The organism is Chryseobacterium sp. 27AL, from assembly GCF_057815395.1.
Map to the genome: position 1 here is coordinate 610510 of NZ_JBYRIW010000001.1, position 20089 is coordinate 630598.

General features: G+C 39.5%; 16 protein-coding genes and 1 tRNA gene. 9 read left to right on the plus strand and 8 right to left on the minus strand.

Features of this window, described 5'->3' with window-relative positions; all coding sequences use genetic code 11:
- Positions 1 to 4: 4 nt before the first annotated feature.
- Entirely contained in the window at positions 5 to 895 is an 891-nt protein-coding gene (locus tag AC3WV0_RS02555; RefSeq protein WP_488843723.1) for a BRCT domain-containing protein, read from the minus strand.
- 900 nt (positions 896 to 1795) lie between these two features.
- Here AC3WV0_RS02555 and AC3WV0_RS02560 point away from each other — a divergent pair.
- Positions 1796 to 6262, plus strand: a complete 4467-nt coding sequence (locus AC3WV0_RS02560) for a T9SS type A sorting domain-containing protein (protein WP_488843725.1) — start codon at positions 1796 to 1798, stop codon at positions 6260 to 6262.
- A gap of 513 nt (positions 6263 to 6775) precedes the next feature.
- On the opposite strand, the gene AC3WV0_RS02565 is transcribed toward AC3WV0_RS02560, so the two are convergent.
- The gene (locus AC3WV0_RS02565) at positions 6776 to 7210 is read right to left on the minus strand and encodes an Lrp/AsnC family transcriptional regulator (protein WP_488843727.1); all 435 of its coding nucleotides are present in this window, start codon (positions 7208 to 7210) and stop codon (positions 6776 to 6778) included.
- 111 nt (positions 7211 to 7321) lie between these two features.
- Between AC3WV0_RS02565 and AC3WV0_RS02570 the strand changes: the two genes are divergently transcribed.
- Together AC3WV0_RS02570 and AC3WV0_RS02575 are read left to right on the plus strand one after the other, a co-directional pair.
- Positions 7322 to 7774, plus strand: a complete 453-nt coding sequence (locus tag AC3WV0_RS02570; protein WP_488843729.1) for a carboxymuconolactone decarboxylase family protein — start codon at positions 7322 to 7324, stop codon at positions 7772 to 7774.
- Positions 7774 to 8199: a GNAT family N-acetyltransferase gene (locus AC3WV0_RS02575; RefSeq protein ID WP_488843731.1), complete on the plus strand. Its 426-nt coding sequence runs from the start codon at positions 7774 to 7776 to the stop codon at positions 8197 to 8199. The genes AC3WV0_RS02570 and AC3WV0_RS02575 overlap by 1 nt, the downstream gene beginning before the upstream one ends.
- Before the next feature lie 244 nt (positions 8200 to 8443).
- Here AC3WV0_RS02575 and AC3WV0_RS02580 read toward each other — a convergent pair whose 3' ends face one another.
- From AC3WV0_RS02580 to AC3WV0_RS02590, 3 genes are all read right to left on the minus strand, one after another.
- Positions 8444 to 8977, minus strand: coding sequence for a dihydrofolate reductase family protein (locus tag AC3WV0_RS02580; protein WP_488843733.1), 534 nt, complete (start codon positions 8975 to 8977; stop codon positions 8444 to 8446).
- Positions 8978 to 9050: 73 nt separating this feature from the next.
- The gene (locus tag AC3WV0_RS02585; protein WP_488843735.1) at positions 9051 to 9824 is read right to left on the minus strand and encodes a DUF6597 domain-containing transcriptional factor; all 774 of its coding nucleotides are present in this window, start codon (positions 9822 to 9824) and stop codon (positions 9051 to 9053) included.
- A 417-nt stretch (positions 9825 to 10241) separates the two neighbouring features.
- A tRNA-Ser gene (locus tag AC3WV0_RS02590) sits at positions 10242 to 10329 on the minus strand.
- Positions 10330 to 10516: 187 nt separating this feature from the next.
- On the opposite strand from AC3WV0_RS02590, the gene AC3WV0_RS02595 reads away from it, so the two are divergent.
- Both AC3WV0_RS02595 and AC3WV0_RS02600 read left to right on the plus strand, forming a co-directional pair.
- Positions 10517 to 11074, plus strand: coding sequence for an NADPH-dependent FMN reductase (locus AC3WV0_RS02595; protein ID WP_488843737.1), 558 nt, complete (start codon positions 10517 to 10519; stop codon positions 11072 to 11074).
- Between the two features lie 168 nt (positions 11075 to 11242).
- Positions 11243 to 11737 carry a GNAT family N-acetyltransferase gene (locus AC3WV0_RS02600; RefSeq protein WP_488843739.1) on the plus strand — a complete coding sequence of 165 codons (495 nt, stop codon included), beginning with the start codon at positions 11243 to 11245 and terminating at the stop codon, positions 11735 to 11737.
- Between the two features lie 319 nt (positions 11738 to 12056).
- On the opposite strand, the gene AC3WV0_RS02605 is transcribed toward AC3WV0_RS02600, so the two are convergent.
- Positions 12057 to 12869, minus strand: a complete 813-nt coding sequence (locus tag AC3WV0_RS02605; RefSeq protein WP_488843741.1) for a class I SAM-dependent methyltransferase — start codon at positions 12867 to 12869, stop codon at positions 12057 to 12059.
- A complete protein-coding gene (locus AC3WV0_RS02610; RefSeq protein ID WP_488843743.1) occupies positions 12866 to 13234 on the minus strand; it encodes a hypothetical protein in 369 nt (122 codons plus the stop codon). Before AC3WV0_RS02610 ends, AC3WV0_RS02605 begins: the two co-directional genes overlap by 4 nt.
- A gap of 99 nt (positions 13235 to 13333) precedes the next feature.
- Between AC3WV0_RS02610 and AC3WV0_RS02615 the strand changes: the two genes are divergently transcribed.
- The 4 genes from AC3WV0_RS02615 to AC3WV0_RS02630 all read left to right on the plus strand — a co-directional run bounded on the left by AC3WV0_RS02615 (position 13334) and on the right by AC3WV0_RS02630 (position 19609).
- Positions 13334 to 13786, plus strand: coding sequence for a hypothetical protein (locus AC3WV0_RS02615; protein ID WP_488843745.1), 453 nt, complete (start codon positions 13334 to 13336; stop codon positions 13784 to 13786).
- 95 nt (positions 13787 to 13881) lie between these two features.
- Positions 13882 to 14967 (plus strand): efflux RND transporter periplasmic adaptor subunit, encoded by a 1086-nt coding sequence (locus tag AC3WV0_RS02620; protein ID WP_488843747.1) that lies wholly within the window; start codon positions 13882 to 13884, stop codon positions 14965 to 14967.
- Positions 14968 to 14982: 15 nt separating this feature from the next.
- Positions 14983 to 18144: an efflux RND transporter permease subunit gene (locus AC3WV0_RS02625; protein ID WP_488843749.1), complete on the plus strand. Its 3162-nt coding sequence runs from the start codon at positions 14983 to 14985 to the stop codon at positions 18142 to 18144.
- A complete protein-coding gene (locus AC3WV0_RS02630) occupies positions 18137 to 19609 on the plus strand; it encodes a TolC family protein (RefSeq protein WP_488843750.1) in 1473 nt (490 codons plus the stop codon). Before AC3WV0_RS02625 ends, AC3WV0_RS02630 begins: the two co-directional genes overlap by 8 nt.
- A 99-nt stretch (positions 19610 to 19708) precedes the next feature.
- On the opposite strand, the gene AC3WV0_RS02635 is transcribed toward AC3WV0_RS02630, so the two are convergent.
- Entirely contained in the window at positions 19709 to 20080 is a 372-nt protein-coding gene (locus AC3WV0_RS02635) for a response regulator transcription factor (protein ID WP_488843752.1), read from the minus strand.
- Positions 20081 to 20089: the final 9 nt, after the last annotated feature.

The following is a 20089-nucleotide window of genomic DNA, read 5'->3' on the forward strand; positions in this document are numbered from 1 at the left end:
ATGTTTATATGGCGTCAAACACATCAAATTCGTGAACCAAAACAATGGTATGTCCTGACTTTCTCAAGTCCAATGCTTTTTCTACTTTTCTACCATAGCAGGCATAGCTCCAGCAGGCATTGCTGGTATCGCCAATAATCAGATAATCTGTTTTTTTTGAAATAGAATTTACAGGAATTCCTCCTTTATCTTTAATGGCATTCTGAAGTTCGGTTCTGGTTCCTCTGCTGAGAATTCCTGTGACACAGAACGTTTTATTTTCAAATATAATCTCAGGGTCAACTGCACATATTCCGGAAATATTTATATCTGCCGTTGCTCTATCAATTGATACTTTTACCTCAGTATTGCTAAGTTCAACGAATTGCCTGATAAATGCCATAAGTATTAATCTCTCGTCTTCATCAATTTTCTTATCAGAAACCACCGAAAGGACAAGACTTCGTATTTCATCATAAGGGTAATAGGAATTCAGATGCTCATTTTCTGAAAGCCATTCGTGAAGTTTAAAAATTTCTGTATCATTGAGTTCTCCATCAGATAAGATTCCGTGAAATATTCCTTGTAATTGTTGTAAGTCCGAAGTTATACCATTGTAATAAATGCTGTCGTGTTCATATTTTTGGCAAAGCCAATAAAGGTCTTCAATAACCTCCTTTGGCGGAATGCCGTTAGACACCGTATTATCAATCAGTGACATAAATTCCCGAAAAGGATTTCTGTTCACTAAATAGTAGTGTTCTCTTGCCCACAACTGCAATTCCTTCATCTCATAAGAGTCTATTTTATCATCGGAAATAATTCCTAATAAAATGCCTTTGAGAGAATTGATTGCCTTATCAGCTCTTGCTTTAACGGTTACGATTTGCTGTTCTGAGTTTTCAAAGTTTGCCATAGTTTTTAATTCCTGTTTATTAGAGATTCCAATATTTAGAATCTAGCAAAATTAAATTATTAGTTTTAGTAAGATTTACGGTTTTCCGTAATCGTATGTTTTAAATCTTTAAAATTAATTAAAAATCTGATTAAATTTAAGTTTTGAGAAATTTATGATCGCCAAAAATATGGTACATCATTTAAAATATGTTTACAAGGCAAAATAAGTCCATTAGAAAGATATATCATTATATTTTATTACAACTTATTTGTTGAATTTTTTATTAGAACAGTTTTTGTTTTAATCCTTTTAATCGAAATTGATACCTTTTTAGCCATAATGCCTTCCAGCCCCATTTTTTGCAGCCTCCAGAAATTAAATTCCTGACGGTGAAATGCTGGCTGAGGATTACAGATTTACTCGACGGAAGAATATTTTCCAGAAGCTCGCTGCGGTCTGTAAGCGGCAGATCTTTAAGATCCTTCACTGCACAACACAAGATGTCAATACGTAATATACCAGATCTCCGTCAGCTTCGCTTCGCCAGTTCTGAAGGGAACCGAAGCTATGTCTTTAACAAGAATTTTTTTACTAACTCATTATAGATAATTCAATCATAATTTATAATTATTAAGTAAAATTTCAAAATATAATCAAATATTGATTATATTTAGCTATCTACAGTAAGATGACATTATCGAATTTAATTGTTTTATTTTTATTTTAAAATCATAATTTAGCATAAATTTTCATTTTTATTTAATTTATAGTATTTTATTATAATTGAAATTGCAAAAAATATCAATTGTTTAATTTTATTATTTTTGTAATGTTTTTTTATATATATTTGAATTATTAACCATAAAATCAAAAAATGTGAGACAAAGCTATCTTTTGTTGTTGATGATTTTAATAATCTTGAGCAACAAAGCCTTCGGGCAAACCAGTACAGAACAATTCGAAACCGAGTCCAACGGGAGTACAAGCTTCACGGACAATGGTGTAATCTTTAACATTATATCAAATGTAAACACATATGATATTCAGGCTAATTATCCTGGAACGGGATGGAACGGAACTTCTATTGATAACAGGTATATTGATAATTCCGGATCGGGTAATCAGTCAGCAGGAACATCGTTTAGTATCAAAACAACATCCAATTTATTTAAGGTAAACAGATTCTGGGTATATGCAGCTGCAGGAAATGGTACTTTAGGAGTTGCAGGTACGCTTACCATTACGGGAAAACTTTCGGGGGTTACAAAATTTTTACAGACTAAAACAACCGGATTCACTTCCAATATCTCAATCGCCAATGGTTATACTTTAATTGATATGACCAATCTCAATGGGCAAAATTATTCGAACATTGTCATTGATCAGTTACAGATAACGGCTGGGGGAAATTTTCAATACCTCGCATTTGATGCCTTTACCTGGGTCAAGGACTCTGGTCTCGTACTCGGCTCATTAACACTTAATGCTGCCGCACAGACCAACGTCTCCTGTAATGGGGGGGCTAATGGAAGTGCAACAGTGGGAGTAACTGGTGGGACAGCTCCTTATACCTATAGTTGGTCACCAAGTGGCGGAACTGCAGCGACTGCTACAGGACTTGCAGCGGGAACTTATACTGTGACGGTAACGGACGCTGCCAATACCACCAAAACACAATCATTTACCATTACTCAGCCACCAGCTCTTATTGCGACCACTTCCCAGACGAATATCGCATGTAATGGAGGATCAACAGGGGTAGCAACAGTCAACGTTTCAGGAGGAACAGCACCTTACACTTACTCATGGTCACCAACAGGCGGAACAGCGGCGACAGCTACAGGCTTATCCGCAGGAACCTATACCGTGACGGTAACAGATGCTAATTCATGTACATTAACAAGAACATTCACAATTACCCAGCCAACAGCTATTTCGACTACAGGTTCACAGACCAATGTGGCTTGTAACGGCGCATCCAATGGTTCAGCCACGGTAACAGCATCCGGTGGAACAGGTCCTTATACGTACAGCTGGGCACCAAGCGGCGGAACAGCAGCTGCAGCTACAGGTCTTGCAGCGGGAACTTACACTGTGACTGTTACTGATGCTAATGCATGTACCGCAACAAGAACATTTACTATTACTCAACCAACAGCTCTTAGTGCGACTACTTCCCAGACGAATATCGCATGTAATGGAGGATCAACAGGAGTAGCAACAGTCAACGTTTCAGGAGGAACAGCACCTTACACTTACTCATGGTCACCAACCGGCGGAACAGCGGCGACAGCTACAGGCTTATCCGCAGGAACCTATACCGTGACGGTAACAGATGCTAATGCATGTACATTAACAAGAACATTCACAATTACCCAGCCAACAGCTATTTCGACTACAGGTTCACAGACCAATGTGGCTTGTAACGGCGCATCCAATGGTTCAGCCACGGTAACAGCATCCGGTGGAACAGGCCCTTATACATACAGCTGGGCACCAAGTGGTGGAACAGCAGCGACAGCTACAGGACTTGCAGCGGGAACTTATACTGTGACGATAACAGATGCGAACAACTGTAGCGCAACAAGAACATTTACCATTACCCAGCCTGCAAGTGCAGTAAGTGGAACTACGGTAGTAACCAACGTGGCATGTAACGGTGCTTCCAATGGAGCTATCAACCTTACGCCTGCTGGAGGAACAGCGCCTTACACATTCAACTGGGGTGGCGGTGTTACAACAGAAGACAGAACTGGTCTTACTGCCGGAACGTATACGGTAATTATTACTGATGCAAACGGATGTACAGCAACGGTTAATGCTACAGTAACCCAGCCAACAGCTATTTCGACTACAGGTTCACAGACCAATGTGGCTTGTAACGGCGCATCCAATGGTTCAGCCACGGTAACAGCATCCGGTGGAACAGGCCCTTATACATACAGCTGGGCACCAAGTGGTGGAACAGCAGCGACAGCTACAGGACTTGCAGCGGGAACTTATACTGTGACGATAACAGATGCGAACAACTGTAGCGCAACAAGAACATTTACCATTACCCAGCCTGCAAGTGCAGTAAGTGGAACTACGGTAGTAACCAACGTGGCATGTAACGGTGCTTCCAATGGAGCTATCAACCTTACGCCTGCTGGAGGAACAGCGCCTTACACATTCAACTGGGGTGGCGGTGTTACAACAGAAGACAGAACTGGTCTTACTGCCGGAACGTATACTGTAATTATTACTGATGCAAACGGATGTACAGCAACGGTTAATGCTACAGTAACCCAGCCAACAGCTATTTCGACTACAGGTTCACAGACCAATGTGGCTTGTAACGGAGCTTCCAATGGTTCAGCCACGGTAACAGCATCCGGTGGAACAGGTCCTTATACATACAGCTGGGCCCCAAGCGGTGGAACAGCAGCGACAGCTACAGGACTTGCAGCGGGAACTTATACTGTGACGATAACAGATGCGAACAACTGTAGCGCAACAAGAACATTTACTATTACCCAGCCTGCAAGTGCAGTAAGTGGAACTACGGTAGTAACCAACGTGGCATGTAACGGTGCTTCCAACGGAGCTATCAACCTAACCCCTGCTGGAGGGACGGCACCTTACACATTCAACTGGGGTGGCGGTGTTACAACAGAAGACAGAACCGGTCTTGCTGCCGGGACGTATACCGTAATTATTACTGATGCTAACGGATGTACAGCAACGGTCAATGCTACAGTAACCCAACCAACAGCTATCTCGACTACAGGTTCACAGACCAATGTGGCTTGTAACGGAGCTTCCAATGGTTCAGCCACGGTAACAGCATCCGGTGGAACAGGTCCTTATACATACAGCTGGGCACCAAGTGGTGGAACAGCAGCGACAGCTACAGGACTTGCAGCGGGAACTTATACTGTGACGATAACAGATGCGAACAACTGTAGCGCAACAAGAACATTTACCATTACCCAGCCTGCAAGTGCAGTAAGTGGAACTACGGTAGTAACCAACGTGGCATGTAACGGTGCTTCCAACGGAGCTATCAACCTTACGCCTGCTGGAGGGACGGCACCTTACACATTCAACTGGGGTGGCGGTGTTACAACAGAAGACAGAACCGGTCTTGCTGCCGGAACGTATACGGTAATTATTACTGATGCAAACGGATGTACAGCAACGGTTAATGCTACAGTAACCCAGCCAACAGCTATTTCGACTACAGGTTCACAGACCAATGTGGCTTGTAACGGCGCATCCAATGGTTCAGCCACGGTAACAGCATCCGGTGGAACAGGCCCTTATACATACAGCTGGGCACCAAGCGGTGGAACAGCAGCGACAGCTACAGGACTTGCAGCGGGAACTTATACTGTGACGGTAACAGATGCGAACAACTGTAGCGCAACAAGAACATTTACTATTACCCAGCCTGCAAGTGCAGTAAGTGGAACTACGGTAGTAACCAACGTGGCATGTAACGGTGCTTCCAACGGAGCTATCAACCTAACCCCTGCTGGAGGGACGGCACCTTACACATTCAACTGGGGTGGCGGTGTTACAACAGAAGACAGAACCGGTCTTGCTGCCGGGACGTATACCGTAATTATTACTGATGCTAACGGATGTACAGCAACGGTCAATGCTACAGTAACCCAACCAACAGCTATTTCGACTACAGGTTCACAGACCAATGTGGCTTGTAACGGCGCATCCAATGGTTCAGCCACGGTAACAGCATCCGGTGGAACAGGTCCTTATACATACAGCTGGGCACCAAGTGGTGGAACAGCAGCGACAGCTACAGGTCTTGCAGCGGGAACTTATACTGTGACGGTAACAGATGCCAACAACTGTAGCGCAACAAGAACGTTCACCATAACTCAAGCGGCGCCGGTAGCTGCACCTACGGGACTGGCTATTCAGAATTTTGTCAGCGGCAGTACATTGAGTGCTCTGGTTGTCAACGGTCAAAACATCAAATGGTATGTATCGGCAAGTGATGCAAGTAATCATGTAAATGTATTACAAATGAGTACTTTGCTTGTGAATAATACTACTTATTATGCTACACAGACCATCGGTGGTTGTGAATCACAGGTATCTCTTGCAGTAACAGTTGTTGACGGAACATTAGGTGTGAGCAATGTGACAGGACCTACAAAAATCCAAATCTATCCTAATCCTGTTCATGATGTTCTTCAATTCACAGGTGAAAGCAAAATCAACAAGGTGATCGTCTTATCTATCGATGGCAAAAAAGTAATTGAGAAAATCATGGGAGACCAAAGAAGACTCGATGTCAGTCAGCTTGTTCAGGGCACATATCTGATTCAGATTGTAACAGAACAAGGTATTCAGACTATGAAGTTTATTAAAAAGTAATAAATTTTAACAGCTTTAAAAAAAAAGCCATTGCTACTAGCAATGGCTTTTTACTGTTTTAACATAATTGTTCCGTGCTTTTGGTTTTTAAAAAAGATGAATCTTCACGTCGCTGAAAGCTCAAGCCGAAAAATAATTTATATTTAAAATATTTAAAATCAAAGAAAATTTGACTAAGAAAGCCAACATTACAAGTTGGCTTTTTCCTGCTTATGGACTTATCTTTAAGTCGATTACAACAATTTTTAGACACTTACTAAGATATTAAAGCAGGAAACAGTGCCGATCATAATGGCATTATTTTATCATCATTTATAAATGTAGAAAAATGAAAATTTGGTAATTGAAAATTGGAAAAAAACCAGGATAGGTGGTTGATGACTACCGTCATTGTTATCCTGTTTCATTCCAGCAGGAAGCATATGATTTACCTCTTGTGTATAATTCTAATTTTTAAGATGCAATAGATAATGCTTTTAAATAAAAATATAATCACAATCCAACACCTCGGTTTTAAATTTTCTGCCGGTTTATTTCTGAAAGCTGAATGGATGTTGTTGGGATTCCGTAGGGAATTAGCCTGTCTATGAGGTTTTCAAGGTGAGAACTGTCCCGTAAGATACATTCGGTAATCAGACAATATTCACCCGTTACTCTTTTGCAATTTACAACTTCCGGAAATTTCTCCAGATCTGCAGTGAATTTTCTGAAATCATCATTTTTAAATTTCATACTGATCAGTACCTTCAGATCATAACCTAATTTCTGATAGTCTATTTCTACGCTGAACCGACGTATTATTCCATTATCAACCAAATTCATCACGCGCTCTTTTGTAGCAGATTGTGACAGCGAAATGAGTCTTCCTATTTCGGCGTAGCTGAGCCTTGAATTCTGGCTTAAGATCTGAAGAATCTTCTGGTCAAAATCATCCAAAGTTATTTTCATTGCAAAATTAAGTATTAGCAGTTAGATCAATCAAAATTAGTAAATAATTCCATTAATTCCGTTTCATCATGTTTGTTTAAATATTGAAATTTGTGATATAAATAAAAAAATATGGTAAGAATTAAATTTTCGAACAATGGAAACACCCCATTTGAAAGACTTATCGGCCACAATACCGATTTTCTTAAAAAGTGGAATGATCTGGAGGAAACTTTATGGAAGAGAACGTTGCTGGCCCCGGATTTATTGGAGCAGGTTCGCAGAACAATGGCCTTTGGAAATGGTTGTGAATACTGCATGGTAAAAGGCGGAAAGCCTGATTTTGACGAATCACAAATTAAAATCTCTACAGCGGCATCTTTTGCCGAATTATTTTGCATAGACCACCGTTCTGTCTCAGATGCACATTTTGAAATGCTTCGGGAATATTTTTCAGATGAAGAAATTTCGGAATTATGTGTTTTCATCGCCTTTGTAAATGCGTCACAAAAGCTGGGAAAAACACTGAACTTAACGGAGGACCTACAGGCAGAAGCAGTTGTGAAATTAAAAGATATAGAATAATGCAAATCGTCGTTTTAAATAAAGCCAGTCTCAACGCAAATGTCCAGCATCAGGTTTGTGAGCTATTTAAGCAACTGAGTCCTCACAAAAAACAGCTGAAACTGGATGAAATTTTAATGGAGGATAACCCAGTGACATTGCTTGGATGTTTCATTGACAATAAAATCGTGGGAATTGCTTCCATGGCCATCTATAAGGTGATCTCTGGTAAGAAAGGCTGGATCGAAGATGTGATCGTGGATGAAAATTATCGTGGAATGGGAATCGGGGTGAAGCTCATCGAAAAGTTGCTGTCGATCTCCAACGTGCAGCAACTGAGTGAAGTATTGCTTTTTACCGAAGAACACCGAACCCCAGCTATCAGCTTGTATGAAAAGCTGGGTTTCAGTAAAAAGAGAAGCAGCATTTACACACTTAAGAAGTAATAAGCGTCTTTGCAATACAGAAAAGCCATTTGATACCCGGGTAGAGACAGCCTTCTTTCTCATGATTTTATTTCTGAAAATTATGGATAGGAAGCTTCTGACGCAGAGAGAACATCTAATTCAGAAATATATTGCTGAAACGTACGGGAATGTTTTGGAATTTCTTGTCCTGGCTGAGAATCCATGCTTTTTATAAGTAGGAAAAACAGATTTAAACTCAAATTAAGATTTTTATGACTTACCGTTATTTTTTACTCTTATAGTACAATTGTGTTAATCCTGTATCAAAAGTTTCCGTTGTTATCAATTCAAGTATTTTTTCCGGTCTTCCATCTTTAAATAATCTTGTACCGTTACCCAACAGAACAGGAATCACCGATATTATAAACTCATCGACTAAGTCGTACCTTAATAGTTCATTGATTACTTCAGCGCCTCCGTCGCAATAGATGTTTTTTCCATTTTGTGATCTGAGCTTGCCAATTAATGTAGGTAAGCTGCCTGTATAAAAAGTCGTTCTTCCTATTTTAGGTCTTTCCGTTCTTGTTATAACATAAATGTCCCTCTGTCCGTTGTCGTAGTGAGCTGCTCCTATTTCCCTGACTACGTAGTCGTAGGTCTTTCTTCCGATAATTATGGTGTCGATATTGGAAGTAAACTGCGCATAGCCATAATCTTCTCCTTCTTTTTCTACGAGTTTCAAAAAACTTAGATCGTCATTTTGCTTTGCAATATAACCATCCAGGCTCATAGCAATGAATAGTGAAACTTGTCGCATAATTTTCTAATTTTTAATGTTTCCACAAATTTATATTTACGTTTTCAGCGGCGCTTTGTAAAAATGCGACAAATTAAAGTAATGATGGTGATAGTCCTGTATTTCGTTTAATTTCATTGCTCAAATGCGAATGATCGTAATACCCACATTCAAATGCAATATCCAATAAACTTCGGTTTTGCGTAGAATCTTTGATTAAGGACAAAGCATGCTGAAAACGAATGATATTCGAATATTCTTTTGGTGATAAGCCGATAAGCTTCTTGAAATTTCGTTCCAGTTGTCTTACTGTTGTACAATTTCTTTTAGCGAGCTCGTGAATGCTGATTCTTCCGTTTGAAGAATGAATATCGTTAAGTTCTGATTGCAGCGGATTGTTTTTATTTCTGATTCTCTCTGAAAAAAAATAGTCAAAATATCCGAATGAATTTTCAAATATTTCATCTGCGATAAACGAGTTGGATTTTTCCAATTCAATAGTGCTGTTTGTCAGCTCGTTCTGTGAAGCAAAGCTGTAGAAATTAGCAAAGGCTGCCGGCTTCAGACAAACGCCAATTAAATGCGTATCGTAATCAATAAAGCTGTCCTTAAAAGATTTCATTGCACCTACGACATACGTTTTACCAGATTCCATTGAAAATGTCCCGTTATCGGTAAGACATTTATTGCCCACGTTAAGTAAAACACCTGCACAGCCATCAGGAAAAATCCTTTCCCATTGCTCTTCGTTTTCATTTCCCTTCAGTTCCCAATAAAAGTGAATGAATGGTTCTAAATGTATGGAAGGCTTTACTTTCTTGTATTTCACTGATTTTGTGATGATATTATCTTCTTTTTTAAATTTCATCAAAATAGATCATAACTTTTTTCGGTTTCGTTTTGTAAAGTTACGTTGTTACATTCATTCGTAAAAATCCGATAAGGTCGAATGCCTCAAAATACTCACCTCATCCTATTTCAGTAATGCGTAATAAGTTCAGGAACAGAAACGATTTCATTCCGCTGAAAGAAATCCATCGAACTTTAATGGTTTAATAATTTACTTTTTGTTACCACTTTTTGCAAGATGTACAATCGTTAGACTGCCTATTGGTCGGGTTTTCCTTGGTTTTTCGTGACCCATTTTTGTGATTTTTTGAATGGGACACGAAATAGGTCATATAAATCGTGACCTATTTTTGTTTCTTTTTGATACTAAAGCTAAAATAAAAAACGCTGTAAACATTGATGTTTACAGCGTTTTAGATTATTTTGGTTTCTAACCTGGCGGAGAGTGAGGGATTCGAACCCCCGGACCTGTTACAGTCAACAGTTTTCAAGACTGCCGCAATCGACCACTCTGCCAACTCTCCAGAAACTCCGATGATATCGTCGTTTTCAGTGGTGCAAATATAGAAATATTTTTTAATACCGACAAAATAATTTTTTAAAGCAAATTAATTGATGGAAATTTTTGTGAAAGAGTTTTTCAGATTGTAATTTATCCTCAGGTTTTTATGGCTTAGTTATTGAAAGAATTTCAAATAAATTATACACATTATGAACAACAAAATAGGAATTATTGCAGGTAGTCTTCGTAAGGAATCGTTTTCAAAAAAGATTGCAAAAGCAGTGACTGATTTACAACCGGAAGGAGTTTCATTTGAAATTGTCTCTATTGATGATCTTCCCATTTACAATCAGGATTTTGACGATTTGAATGACGTGCCCGAGTCTTACACAACTTTTAGAACAAAAATGAAGGAATATGACGGTTTTATTTTCATCACTCCTGAACACAACCGTTCCATTCCTGCGGTACTGAAAAATGCAATCGATGTGGGTTCCAGACCAACGGGAGAAAGTGTCTGGGATAATAAACCCGCAGCTATTTTTAGCAGTTCGCCCGGAAGTATTTCAGCTTTTGGTGCCAATCATCATTTAAGGCAGTGTTTTGTTTACCTCAATCTATTGACCATGCAGCAGCCGGAAGTTTATATAGCCAATATTTCAGAATGGTTTGATGATGATGACAATATAAAAGACGAAGAAAACAAGAAATTTCTGAAATCGTCTGTAGATGCTTATGTAAAATGGTTTAACAGATTAAAAGAATAATCAATTTATAAATCCTGTTTTGGTTAACAGGATTTTTTATTTATAAGTGAAAAAAGATTTTAAATCAATTCATTTTTTTAAGCAAAAGAACTGATTGATTTGTTTTAAAATAAAATTGATCGCCCATGAAATTAATTTATATGTTTAATTTTATTGCAATATTATAATATGGAAAATATAACGGTAAGAAAAGTAAAGGAATCAGACAACGAAGCACTTGCAAAACTGATCAGGGATACCTTTGAAGAACACAATGCACCGAAGGAGGGAACCGTGTACTCAGACCCTACAACATTTGCGCTTTACGAATTGTTTGCAATTCCGGGTTCTGTACTTTGGGTAGGAGAGATCGACGGTGTTATTTCCGGTTGTTGTGGTGTTTATCCTACAGAAGGTTTGCCTGCCGGTTGTGCTGAACTGGTAAAATTTTACCTTAAACCTTCATCCAGAGGTAAAGGTTTAGGAAAAATGCTCATGAATGAAAGTATAAAAAGTGCAAAAGAATTCGGATATCAGGATCTTTACCTTGAAAGTCTGCCGGAGTTCTCTAAGGCAGTGAAAATGTATGAAAATATGGGTTTCAGGCTGTTGGATAAACCGTTGGGTAATTCCGGGCACCATTCATGTACGTTATGGATGATTCGTAGTCTTGATGCTCTTTAGATTGAATTTATCTGCTCATATTAAGATTTTTAAACACCACTATATATTTTGAAAATTTTAATATTCGATTCGTCAGTTCGAGTAGGTTTTTCGTAATGAAAATGGAGAAAAATTGTATCGAGAACGTGTGATGAAAATATCCATTCTCGATATAAAATTCTTTCAGAATTTCACTCGAATTGACGAAATGAATAAAATGCACAATGGATTTTTAAACAATTAATATATATCAGAAGAACTGAACAAAATAAAGCTTCATTAGCAATAAAATCGTTCAGTTTTCTGATACATAATTATTTTTTTATTAAAATTAATATCTTCAATCTTTAATCCTGGCTGCAAGCACAATATGTGGACTGAAGCTAAGTAATTCAGTGTCCTTTTCCGTGAATTTAACCAATTGTAAAAGTCGATTACGCTTAACAGGATCTGCCCAGCTTTCAAAAAAACTGCCATCCAGCCAGGCAATTCCTTCTACGGGAAGTAATTCAATGGGCTCAAAACCTGCCATCTCAAATTCTGAAACTAATTCCGAAGGCCTGTGATAAAAGGCATCTGCGAGCATAAAAGGAAACCCTTCGGGCGGATGATGAATGCCGGAAGATAATTCTTCTTTACACATAGCAAATATTTCAGTGTTGTGAATGAGTCCACTGTGCAAAGCTGCAATAGCAGAAGCAGAATGCGTTATCGCAAATCCTAAAACAATTCCGTTTTTTTTCAAAACTCTTTTAGCCTCATCCATCGCCGCCAATCGGTCTTCCTGCTGTTGTAAGTGATATAAAGGACCGTGTAAAATGACCAGATTCTGGCTTGCATCATCTAATGGTAAGTTGCGAGCTTCGCCAAGAATGCATGTAAAACGATTATTTTGTCTTGAGCGTTTCCTGGCCAGATCAATATGTTTTTTTACCGGGTCAATCAATACAACATCGTGGCCAAAACCGGCAAGCCATTCCGCATAATGTCCCGGACCGCCGCCGATATCAGCGATGTGGGAATGCTTATTCAGGTAACGTTGAATGATTAGTTTATTTCTCTCGAATTCCAGTGGGCCCAGGCCTACTGAAAGTCTTGCTTCTTCCTGTTTTTTAGTATAGAAACGATCTATAGATGGGTCAATAAGATTCATTTTGTTTCTTTTGATAGTATTAAATAAAATAACATCCGGTCATAAGAAAAACCGGGATGAGAATGACGCAGAAGCGTCTCATGATATTTAAGAAACAATTGTGATGTTGCAAATATATATAATTTGTTTAAATGACTCACGGTAAGTAGAATATTATTCAAGGTCCGTAAAGCATTTACCATAATGAAGTAGAGTGTTACCGTAGTGAAGTAGAGTGTTACCGTAGTGAAGTAGACTGTTACCGTAATGAAGTAGAGCGTTACTGTAATGAAGTAGAACGTTACCGTAGTGAAGTAGAGCGTTACTGTAGTGAAGTAGAGTGTTACCATAGTGAAGTAGACCGTTACCGTAGTGAAGTAGAGCATTATTCTAGATCAGTTTTAAATTCATATTAAATTTTTAACTTTTTTTTAATCTTATATTCATTGTGTTCAAATTCAAGTTTACTTACCTTTGTCACCGCAATGAAGGCAAGGATTTATCAATATTTATACAGCGTACTGTTTGTCCTGTCAACCGTTATGAGTTGGTATTACGGACAGGTACAGCAGTATATTTCTGATGATAATACTTCTGATATTGAATTCCTTACTGATATTCATGGTGTAAAAAAGAAAACAACAGATTCATTTCTTTTTGCTAAAAATAATAGTGCTTTTCATTATAACAGCAGCCATCCCCGTTACAATAAATTAAGAGCAAACCTTTCCGAAAATGACAATGAGAATGATGATAACACCGATTCATCAGGATCAACAGAGCTGCTTAAGATCGCCAGAGATGAATTTGGCCATTCGTTCGCAGATTGTGTCACCATATTCCACGACAGGAAAATTGCAATTTCTCTTTTAAATACTGAACTTTTAAATTCCCCTCATGATGACTTGTACCTTCAGTACAGGGTCATCAGACTGTGAGATTATAATTCTTTTTACGAACAATAAAACGGCTTTCATACTGAAGGCCAGTAATTCTATTTTTCAAATTTAAATTATTATAAAACATTATGATCATGGTCAAGAAAAGTCTCATGTATGTAAACCTGTGCCTTATTCTTTGGTGCATAAGCTGTAATTCCGAGAAAAAAGAAAAAACCGAATCTGCAACATTCAACGTTACCAGTCCTCTGGTAAAAGATACACTGATAGACAAAGAGTATGTAGCGCAGATCCGATCTATCAATCATATTGAGCTTCGCGCTCAGGAGAAAGGATATATTCAATCCATTTATGTAGATGAAGGACAATTTGTTCATAAAGGACAATTGCTATTTAAGATTATGCCTAATCTTTACGAATCTGATGTCAACCGTGCCAGAGCAGAAGCCAAATATGCCGAAATTGAATATCAGAATACCAAAAATCTCTCCGACAAAGATATTGTGGCCCCGCAGGAAATGGCGATGGCAAAAGCCCGTTACGAAAAGGCTAAAGCGGAACTGTCATCTACCAATACCCATCTTCAGTTCACTGAAATCCGAGCGCCATTTTCAGGAATAGTAGGAAAGCTCCACGTGCGTAAAGGAAGCCTCGTTGATGATGGAGAACTTATCACAGAACTTTCTGACAACAGCAAAATGTGGGTTTATTTCAATGTTCCCGAAGCCGAATATCTGAATCAGATGGATCAGAGAAAAGGTAATGCACCATTACACGTTCGCTTAAAAATGGCAAACGGGAAAGAATTCAGTCAGGACGGTGTCGTAGAAACCATAGAGTCTGATTTCGACAATGAAACCGGAAATATTGCCTACCGGGCTACCTTCCCAAATCCTAACGGACTTTTACGATATGGTGAAACAGGAAATATTCTCATCACATCACCATATGCAAACGCTGTTATGATTCCCCAGAAAGCCACTTTTGAAGAATTGGAGAAAAAGTATGTTTACGTAATTACCAAAGACAATAAAGTAAAAGCCCGGGAAATTAAAATCGCTGCTGAATTACCTCATATCTATGTCGTAGCATCAGGTTTGGGAAAAGATGAAAGAATTCTTCTTGATGGATTGAGACTGGTTCAGGAAAACCAGAAGATCACGTCAAAATACCAGAAACCTGAAAAAGTAATGTCTAATCTGGATCTGTACGCAGAATAACCCAAAAGCTGAATTATGTTTAAAAAAGTAATACACAGACCGGTTTTTGCGATTGTGATCTCGGTAGTGATCTTATTTATCGGAGGGCTGGCGATCAAGCAGCTGCCTACAGAACAATTCCCAAAAATTGCCCCGACTACCGTAGCTGTTTCCATCGCATATCCGGGTGCGAGTGCCGATGTTTTGGTTAAATCTTCATTAATTACCATCGAAAACGCCATCAACGGGGTGCAGGGGATGCGGTATATCACGACGGATGCTACCAGTGCCGGAGAAGCAACAGTCAACGTGGTTTTTGATCCCGGAACAGATCCCAATGCCGCAGTAGTATTGGTGAAGACAAGAGTTGATCAGGTAATGCCTTTGCTTCCTGAACTGGTACAGAAAGAAGGGGTAGTGGTAAACCCAATTCAGCCGAGTATGCTGATGTACGTCAACCTTTACAGCACCAGTAAGGACATGGATGAAAAATTCCTGTATAACTATGCGACGGTAAATATCATCCCGGAAATAAACCGTATTCACGGGATTGCCAAATCACAGATTCTCGGAAGTAGAAGATATGCTATGAGAATATGGTTAAACCCCGACAGGATGCGTGCTTATGATCTTTCTGTGGATGAAGTCATGAAAGCGATCGGCGAGCAGAGTATCATCGGTCGTCCCGGAAGGATTGGGCAGAGTTCGGGAATTGCCGCACAGTCGCTGGAATACGTACTCACATACAAAGGTCAGTATAATACACCCGAAGAATATGAAAATATCATTGTCCGCTCCAACTCAGAGGGAGAAAATATTAAGCTGAAAGATGTTGCGAAAGTAGAGCTTGGAAGTGAATTTTTTGATATTTATTCAAATTTGGACGGGCATCCTTCTGCTTCGATTGTATTAAAGCAAAACTACGGAAGTAATGCCAATGACGTCATTAAAGATGTAAAAGCAAAACTGGAAGAAATGAAAGTGAACTTCCCACCGGGAGTAGATTATAAAATCAGTTATGACGTTTCTCAATTCCTGGATGCTTCGGTGGAGCAGGTGATGCATACATTGCGGGATGCATTTATTCTCGTAGCCATTGTCGTATTTATATTCCTGGGTGACTGGCGTTCGACATTAATCCCGATTATTGCTGTTCCTGTTTCCCTGATCGGGACTTTCTTTGTCATCCAGCTTTTCGGATTATCCATAAATCTCGTAACGCTTTTTGCGCTTGTATTGGCCATCGGTATCGTAGTGGATAATGCCATTGTGGTAATAGAAGCCGTTCATGCCAAGATGGAAGAAAGCGACATTTCTCCGTACAAGGCTGTAAAAGAAGTAATGGGCGAGATTGCAGGAGCCATCATTGCTATTACTGCGGTAATGGTAGCGGTATTCATTCCGATATCGTTTATGACGGGACCTGTGGGAACATTCTATCGTCAGTTCTCTATTACGATGGCAAGTTCTATTGTAATTTCTGCAGTCGTTGCTCTTACCCTGACTCCGGTTCTTGCAGCGATGTTATTGAAAAATAGCCATGGAAAACCTAAAAAATCAAACCTTTTTACCAGATCAATGGATTCTTTTAACAGAGGATTTGATAAGATTACCGGTAGATATGCTTCATTTTTAAGGAAGATTGTCAGCCGTAAAGTGGTGACCTGGGGAATTCTGATCGCTTTCTGTGTGGGTATTTTTATTGTTAATAAAACACTTCCTGGAGGATTCATTCCTAACGAAGACCAGGGAACCATTTATGCTATCGTTCAGACACCTCCGGGATCTACACTGGAGCAGACCAATAAAGTTTCAAGAGCTTTACAGAAAATATGTCAGGGCGTAGACGGCGTTGAATCTGTTTCTTCGCTGGCCGGATATGAGATCATGACAGAAGGACGTGGTTCCAATGCCGGAACCTGCCTCATCAACCTTAAAAGCTGGGGAGACCGTAAGCATAATGTGAAAGAAATTATGGAAGAGCTTGAGGAAAAATCTAAGAATCTCGGGGCTACCATAGAGTTTTTTGAACCGCCGGCAGTTCCCGGATTCGGATCTTCAGGAGGATTTTCCGTAAGATTGCTTGATCTTAACAGAACCACCAATTACCAGGATTTTGACAAAGTAAATAAAGACTTTATTGCCCAGCTTAAAAAACGTAAGGAACTCACCGGGGTTTTTACATTCTTCGCTGCCAATTATCCTCAGTATGAACTGGTTTTTGATAACAATGCGGCCATGCAGAAAGGTGTTTCTATCGGTAAAGCGATGGATAACCTGAATATTCTGATCGGAAGCACCTACGAACAGGGATTCATCCGTTTCGGACAGTTCTTTAAAGTTTATGTTCAGTCATCTCCGGAATTCAGAAGACTTCCTTCAGATATCATGAATCTTTACGTGAAAAATGATCATGACGAAATGGTTCCTTATTCGGCATTTATGACCTTGAAGAAAACCCAGGGACCAAATGAGATTACCCGGTACAACATGTACAATTCAGCAGCCATCCGCGGACTTCCTGCTGAAGGATATACTACGGCGGACGCTATCCAGGCTATTAATGAAACCGCTGCCAAGAGTCTGCCTCACGGTTATAAAGTGGCCTGGGAAGGTTTATCTTATGACGAAGCACAGCGTGGTAATGAAGCTATTTATGTATTCCTGGTGGTTCTTGTTTTCGTATATCTTGTGCTTGCAGCCCAGTATGAAAGTTTTATCATTCCTTTTGCCGTATTGTTATCACTTCCGGTAGGGGTTTTCGGATCTTTCTTACTGTTGAAGGCGATGGGACTGGAAAATGATATTTACGCGCAGGTAGGACTCATTATGATTATCGGGTTATTGGGTAAAAATGCCGTGCTTATCGTGGAATTTGCCGTTAAAAGGCGGCAGTCGGGAGATTCTATCCTTGAGGCAGCAATTGAAGGCTCAAAAGCTCGTTTTAGACCGATTCTGATGACATCTTTTGCCTTTATTGCAGGATTGGTTCCTTTGGTTTTTGCCAGCGGTGCCGGAGCGATCGGAAATCATACCATCGGAGCTTCTGCATTAGGAGGAATGCTCATCGGAACGCTGTTCGGGGTGATTGTTATCCCGGGACTCTATTACATTTTTGCCAAGCTATCAGACGGCAGAAAGATGATTAAAGATGAAGACGAATCACCATTAAGCGAAGATATGATCCATTATGAATAAGAAAAAAAATAAAATATATCAGTATACAGCAGTTTTGCTGCTGCTCAGCGTTGCGGCATGTAAACCGGTAGAGATACAGCAACGTGCCGAAAACAGAATCGTACCTGAAAAATATACTTCTGAAGATCAAAATACCAGCAACTCAGGAAAACTGAAATGGAATGAATATTTCAGTGATCCAAATCTTCAGGCACTTATCAATGAAGCCCTTAAAAATAATCAGGAACTGAATATCATGCTTCAGGAAATTGAAATTTCAAAAAATGAGATCAGAGGCAGAAAAGGGGAGTACCTACCATCTGTAGGCCTGAAAGCCGGTGCAGGGGTTGACAAGGTAAGCCGGTATACCAATATCGGAGCCATGGAAGCCAATACGGAAATCGAGCCGGGAAGAGAAATGCCGGATCCTCTTTTTGATTTTGGGGTTGGTGTTCAGGCTAAATGGGAAACGGATATCTGGGGAAAGCTTCATAATGCTACCAGAGCTCAGGTACAACGGTATCTGGCCAGTATTGAAGGCCGGAACTTCATGATGACCAACCTGATTTCAGAAATCGCCGATTCGTATTACGAGCTGCTTGCTATGGATAATGAGCTTGTTACCTTAAATCAGAATATTAAAATTCAAAATGATGCGCTCAGTATCATTAAGGAATTAAAAAAGAATGCCCGGTCTAACGAGCTGGCTGTGAAAAGATTTGAAGCCCAGGTATTGAAAACCCAAGGAATGCAATATGATATTCAGCAGAGAATTGTAGAAACTGAAAATAAAATCAATTACCTGGTCGGAAGATTCCCACAGCCGGTAGAACGCAGTCATGATAATTTTGATGAAATTGTTCCGCAGGTTGTTTATACGGGAATTCCTTCTGAGCTGCTCGAAAACCGCCCGGATGTTAAGCAGGCTGAGTATGAGCTTGCCGCTTCAAAACTCGATATCAAATCGGCGAAAGCAAGGTTTTATCCTTCACTGGATATAGGGGCTGGTTTTGGATTGCAGGCATTTAATCCGACGTATCTGATTAAACCTGAATCATTCCTTTTTTCATTAGCCGGAGAGCTTACGGCACCACTTATTAATAGAAATGCTATAAAAGCCGCTTATTACAATGCCAATGCAAAACAGGTGCAGGCAGTGTACCATTATGAGCAGACTGTTTTGAGTGCTTATATTGAAGTGGCCAATCAGATCTCTAAAATTAAGAACCTGAACAGCAGCTATGATATCAAGGCTAGGGAAGTAGATGCTTTAACGAAGTCTATTGACATCTCCAATGATCTGTTCAAATATGCACGGGCAGATTATATGGAAGTTCTGCTGACGCAACGTGACGCTCTTGAGTCAAAATTTGAGCTCGTAGAGAAAAGAGTGAATCAGCTGAAAGCCAGTGTTGCGATTTACCGTGCACTCGGAGGAGGATGGGATCAGAATTCTTTGGTACCGCCTGACATTATTAAAAAATAATATCTTTTCATACCAATTCTTTAATCGTAGAGCTTACCGAAAACCGGTAAGCTCTTTTGATATATTTTTTAAATTGATAGACAAATAATCTATAAAATGTTAGTTTGAATTAGTGGGTATTAACAGGTTTTCAATCTGTAGCAAAACCGCATCAATATCAAAAGGTTTGCTCACAAATTCATCTGCGTTACATCTGCTGGTCACTTCATGATCTTTCGCATGGGCACTCATGATCATTACTGGAGTATTGGCCGTTTCAGGTTGTGATTTTAATTCATTGCATACGTCAATTCCTGAGCCGTCAGGCATCATTACATCCAATATGAAGATATCCGGAACAACCGAGCGATCTCTGTTGTTGAATGCTTCTATGGTAGAAAAAGAACGAACATCATAATCTTCAAATGACAGGAGTAGCTGTAATGCATCTCTGATGCCTGTCTCATCTTCAAGTATAAAAATTGTTTTCATATTTCTTGC

Bases quoted from the DNA above. Each gene is read 5' to 3' on its own strand.
- AC3WV0_RS02555 (WP_488843723.1), bottom strand. From the start codon at position 895: ATGGCAAACTTTGAAAACTCAGAACAGCAAATCGTAACCGTTAAAGCA.
- AC3WV0_RS02565 (WP_488843727.1), bottom strand. From the start codon at position 7,210: ATGAAAATAACTTTGGATGATTTTGACCAGAAGATTCTTCAGATCTTA.
- AC3WV0_RS02570 (WP_488843729.1), top strand. From the start codon at position 7,322: ATGGTAAGAATTAAATTTTCGAACAATGGAAACACCCCATTTGAAAGA.
- AC3WV0_RS02575 (WP_488843731.1), top strand. From the start codon at position 7,774: ATGCAAATCGTCGTTTTAAATAAAGCCAGTCTCAACGCAAATGTCCAG.
- AC3WV0_RS02580 (WP_488843733.1), bottom strand. From the start codon at position 8,977: ATGCGACAAGTTTCACTATTCATTGCTATGAGCCTGGATGGTTATATT.
- AC3WV0_RS02585 (WP_488843735.1), bottom strand. From the start codon at position 9,824: ATGAAATTTAAAAAAGAAGATAATATCATCACAAAATCAGTGAAATAC.
- AC3WV0_RS02595 (WP_488843737.1), top strand. From the start codon at position 10,517: ATGAACAACAAAATAGGAATTATTGCAGGTAGTCTTCGTAAGGAATCG.
- AC3WV0_RS02600 (WP_488843739.1), top strand. From the start codon at position 11,243: ATGGAAAATATAACGGTAAGAAAAGTAAAGGAATCAGACAACGAAGCA.
- AC3WV0_RS02605 (WP_488843741.1), bottom strand. From the start codon at position 12,869: ATGAATCTTATTGACCCATCTATAGATCGTTTCTATACTAAAAAACAG.
- AC3WV0_RS02610 (WP_488843743.1), bottom strand. From the start codon at position 13,234: ATGCTCTACTTCACTACGGTAACGGTCTACTTCACTATGGTAACACTC.
- AC3WV0_RS02615 (WP_488843745.1), top strand. From the start codon at position 13,334: ATGAAGGCAAGGATTTATCAATATTTATACAGCGTACTGTTTGTCCTG.
- AC3WV0_RS02620 (WP_488843747.1), top strand. From the start codon at position 13,882: ATGGTCAAGAAAAGTCTCATGTATGTAAACCTGTGCCTTATTCTTTGG.
- AC3WV0_RS02625 (WP_488843749.1), top strand. From the start codon at position 14,983: ATGTTTAAAAAAGTAATACACAGACCGGTTTTTGCGATTGTGATCTCG.
- AC3WV0_RS02630 (WP_488843750.1), top strand. From the start codon at position 18,137: ATGAATAAGAAAAAAAATAAAATATATCAGTATACAGCAGTTTTGCTG.
- AC3WV0_RS02635 (WP_488843752.1), bottom strand. From the start codon at position 20,080: ATGAAAACAATTTTTATACTTGAAGATGAGACAGGCATCAGAGATGCA.